Below are 4,151 nucleotides of genomic sequence, written 5' to 3'. Positions count from 1 at the left end.
GTGTGGGGGGTGTGGCGAAAGAGTTACTCCCTTGTCTCCCTTGTCTCCCTCGTCTCCTTTGTTCCCCTTGTCCCCTTGTCCCCTTGTCTCCTTGTCCCCTTGTCTCCCTACACCCCCATCTCGACTCTCCAAGTTATCCTGAATCCATGCACCTTTTAGTGCATCAGACTGCTTAATCCATTTGTCCGGGTATTGAAGAGACTGAGGCTCAATAGTGAGCGTAGCGGTGGATGAAGCGTTACTTGTAAGACTAACAGAAAGTTGGGTGCCAGCTCGTAGCAATCCAGCTATTTGAAGTTTCTTACAGCTTGAACTATCAATGACACCTAAAATTTTGCCTTCAACACTTCGGCGTCCTTCAACATGGCTCAGGACAAGTAGCTCAGTGTCCACCCTTGCGACAAGGGCAGGGGTTGAACGGTTAGGTTGCTGGACAAAATCAAGGGTTAGAGAGCATTTGACTCCAGAGAAAGTCTGTCCCTCGAACTCATACTTTTTTAGCTGCCCAATTTTGATGGTATTGCCCTTGGCAGTTGTGGCAGTACAAGAGGTGCTAGGCGCTGGCGTGAGAGTCGCTTTGCCTTTCGTACCAATGGGGAGCTGATAACTCTGCTCAGATAGGGGTGCAACTTGCTTGCCCTCAACGAGGATGACACGCTTGTTGAAATTGGGATGGTTTTTACGGGTTTCTAAAGCCACCTCAAACTCAACTGTTTTGTGATTAAGCTGTCCTCCCCATTCATTAGTGGGTTGGTGGACGCCGGCAAGAGTGAGCTCTTTGAACTGAAATTCCTTAACACGTTCTGCAACTTGTTCTGGGAAGATGTTGAAAGCAGCGCTGGCTTTGCTGTAATTGGCATAGCCCTTTTGCTTAGAAGCGTGAGCAACGTGCCAAATGGCTGATTGCATTGAGTGAGCATCTGCGGCGTGTTCGGAGCAGTCACTGAGCTGCGTCGAAGTGCGAACTTTTTCAACGAATGCTTGAGCTTCTTTAAATTTAGCCTTAACTGCAAGAGTGGTAATCCCTGGTATCAGCTCTACCTTAGCTCCCTTAAGAGTCATCCCCGGTTTAAGATTATGTTCGGTGATGGAGGAGCGACTCACATTACCGACAATTTGCCACCGGGGATTTTCTCCTGGGGTTTGGGCGATGGCTACCAGTTGATTAGACTTGGTTATTAGCTTGAGATCCATGTGCGCTACCGCGCCCCGCTCCGCTATCGACTGGGATGACCAAACACTGGGATGATTGTACTTGAGCAGGTTGGTGAGGGTAATTTGCTTGCCCGATGTGGCGGAAATCACTAGCAGTTGATACCCAGGCTCATTTTTGGCTTGTTCTTTAAGAGCGATCGCTTCTTTGTAGAGTTGATTGTAAGTTTGGACGATTTCCTTAGCTTTATTTTCAGTGGCGGGGGTATAGTTTTTCTCAAAGAAGTGAGCAAATTGATGCGTGGGTAGGGATTCTAGGTGATTTTCTTGCCACTTATTATTAGCGACTTGAATCATCCGGTCTATTGGAGAATAATTCTCCGATTTCATGAGGCGGGTTTGATAAACGTCTGCTTGTTTTTTGTCCTTAATCCAGGCTACATCTCTAGCGTTAAGCAGGGTACTGGCGAAATTGAGAATATCTTCATTGGGTCGTGCGGCGCTTTTTGCCCCATCGACAGCGGTTTGAAGTTCGTTAGAGAGGACGTTAACTGTCTCGAAAAATAGTTTCTTAGCGGTTTGTAACTGCTCTATTGGGGTTTGGTCTGGGAAACTTACCGCTTTTTGCTGAATAGCTTCACACGCTCTGCGCTTAGAATCATGTATATTCAGGGCATCTAAGTCAAAACTAGAAATTCTTTTACAAGCAATTCCCGTCCCAACTAAGAAGACTTTTTGCTCGTGTTCCGGCAGGTTATCCACTTCGTTGTAAATAGCGACAGCTTTTTGGATATCATTGGCAATGAGTCCAATTTTGTTAGAAGAAGCAGCGATCGCAATTTCTGCAAACGAATTGGCGACATACTCCTCCTTTGCCGCTTTGACGACATCTGCATGGCGGTTTTCGGGGCGCTGTTTCTCCTCAATTTCTGCTGCCAGGGTGGGGTATTTTGATGCCAGCTCGTAGGCTAAGCGATCGCCATCGAAATCTGCCTGCAAGTAAGTGGCGGCGGTTTCTGGGTGAATGTGGACGGTTCCTTTTTCGTACCTGAATTCTGGTAGATGCCGATTGGTGAGGGTAATCACACCGTTAGAATTGACTAAGGGCGATCGCGTGACGATTAGTTTTTCCCCTTCGGGTAAATAGGGGACACAAATTTCATCATATCTTAAGTCTAAACTCGGTTGAGCTAGACCCGATTGAAATTCGATGGCGCGTCCGGTGCTAATATCATGCCATTCTTTCCTGACTAAACTTCGCAGTTTATCAACGATTTTCTCATGCTCCAGTAGCTGGGGGTGATGCTCAATGCAGGCTTCTAAAACTTGGATTAGCTGATTATCTTGAGATGAAGATGGTTCAGGCTGCTCGTTAGACTCTGTTTCCTCTTGCTCTTCATTCTCCTTTAATAACTCATCAAAAATACTTCCTACCTTAGAAATATCCGGTGGACACTGAGCTGCTTGCCCTGAGCTTGTCGAAGGGCCGAAGTGTGGTGACTCCGATACGGTTAAGTTCTCTGCCTGAGAAGGTACTCCAGATTGAAGCTCAAGTGGACACTGAGTCTTGTCGAAGTGCTGTAATTTATGTTTTTCGACAAAATAGTTGGCAATTTTTCTAGGATCGGATTGCAGTTCGGCTAATAAAGTCGCCTTCTCCTCTAATTTAGGGAGAATGTCTGCTTCCACGCCTTTGGGGTAGTTGACTAGAACTTGAGTCCCCAAGCTATGCTTACCATATCGTGCAGGGGTTTTGACTCCAATCCCCACAGTAAAATTATATTCCCCCGGCTGGATTCGACTGGAATCTTTCCGCCCTTTAAACGAGCTGGTGGGTAGCACCAAATTATACCCCATTTTAAGGACTGTTTTTCTCCCAGACCGGATTATCTGAGGCTGTCCTAAACTTTCCAGCTTGACAGATGGCGCTAGGGTTCCTTTAGCGATGCGGTGAACATCATTATTAGCCCTTCGGCTACGCTCAGGGCTAAAGCCGAGCGTAGTCGAGGCTTCAGTTTGAGGTTTGATTCCCATGCGGAACTGAAACGGAGTATTAGTCATCCCTGTGAGTTTCTCTGCCACATTTGGGTTCATGCGTCCGTAGCAGTCGCCCACCAGCTTTAAAGCCTGCTCCGGAGGGATTATTCCCCCGTTTTCTCCCGTCGTGTCGTCTATAATAAGAATCCGTAAATTCTTAAGTTCCTTGAAGTTCTGACAAGGGGTAAAGACGAGAGAACCATAGGCAGCTCCATCACTGTCCTTGGGATAAACTTTTTCCCTGACTTCTTTACTCCCAAAATAAACCTTTGTGCCATTGGAAAATTGCGGGGTCATACGCCCTACTTCGAGCAAATCTTCCTCGGTTGTGCTGCCTTCGTAGATATAACCAACCGCAAATTGGGTATCTGGGAATAGGTATTCAGCTAAGGAATTCTTTATCGGCTCCTCAATCCCTGTGGGAGTTTTGAGTAAGGGGTCAAAATGGGGAACGGTAATGGTCATAGCTGCCTAGCCTTGAGGAAAAAGTTCAGCAATGGGAGGAGTTGCACTTCTGAGGGTGTGTATGTCCTTCATCGTCTGAACTCCTCAACTCCTGAACGGCTGTATTCTTTTGTTCAGGCTAGTTCTCACATTTTGATAAAATCATCTATCCCTTGGGTACGGCAATCCTAAAATAGGACTTTACTTGGCAATAAAAGGAGCCAGAATTGATTATGGTGTTTTTTGATGTTGAAAATTTTGATGAGTTAGCCATAGCATCAGAACTAGCAATCGAGGAGTCGCTAGCTGGCTTGGATGTTGAGGAGCAACTGTCTCAAGGGCTTATTGACTTTGATGATCTGGTCAGTAATGAACCTATCGCCGCTGACTATACGCTGGATTTTGATGAGGTAAATACTGGTGAAGAAATAGAATTTTAGCAATTTTTAAGGGTCAGAGTGGGGAGACAAGGGGACAAGGAAATTGTTGAGGTTTTATTCATCTCCCCAGCGTTCGAC

Annotated in this window: 2 protein-coding genes; one reads left to right on the top strand and one right to left on the bottom strand. The window is 46.3% G+C overall.

The features are described from left to right. Window positions 1–3,654, bottom strand: a 3,654-nt coding sequence (locus tag IQ257_RS28885) for a hypothetical protein (protein ID WP_193933450.1), incomplete at its 3' end; no start/stop codon positions are given. Window positions 3,655–3,860: 206 nt separating this feature from the next. Between IQ257_RS28885 and IQ257_RS28880 the strand changes: the two genes are divergently transcribed. Beyond that, window positions 3,861–4,073, top strand: a complete 213-nt coding sequence (locus IQ257_RS28880; protein ID WP_193933448.1) for a hypothetical protein — start codon at window positions 3,861–3,863, stop codon at window positions 4,071–4,073. Window positions 4,074–4,151: the final 78 nt, after the last annotated feature.

This window comes from Coleofasciculus sp. LEGE 07092 (assembly GCF_015207375.1).
In the GTDB taxonomy this organism is placed as follows: Bacteria; Cyanobacteriota; Cyanobacteriia; order Cyanobacteriales; family Coleofasciculaceae; genus LEGE-07092.
The sequence above is the reverse complement of the archived record's forward strand: the minus strand, read 5'-3'. Positions and strand labels throughout refer to the sequence as shown.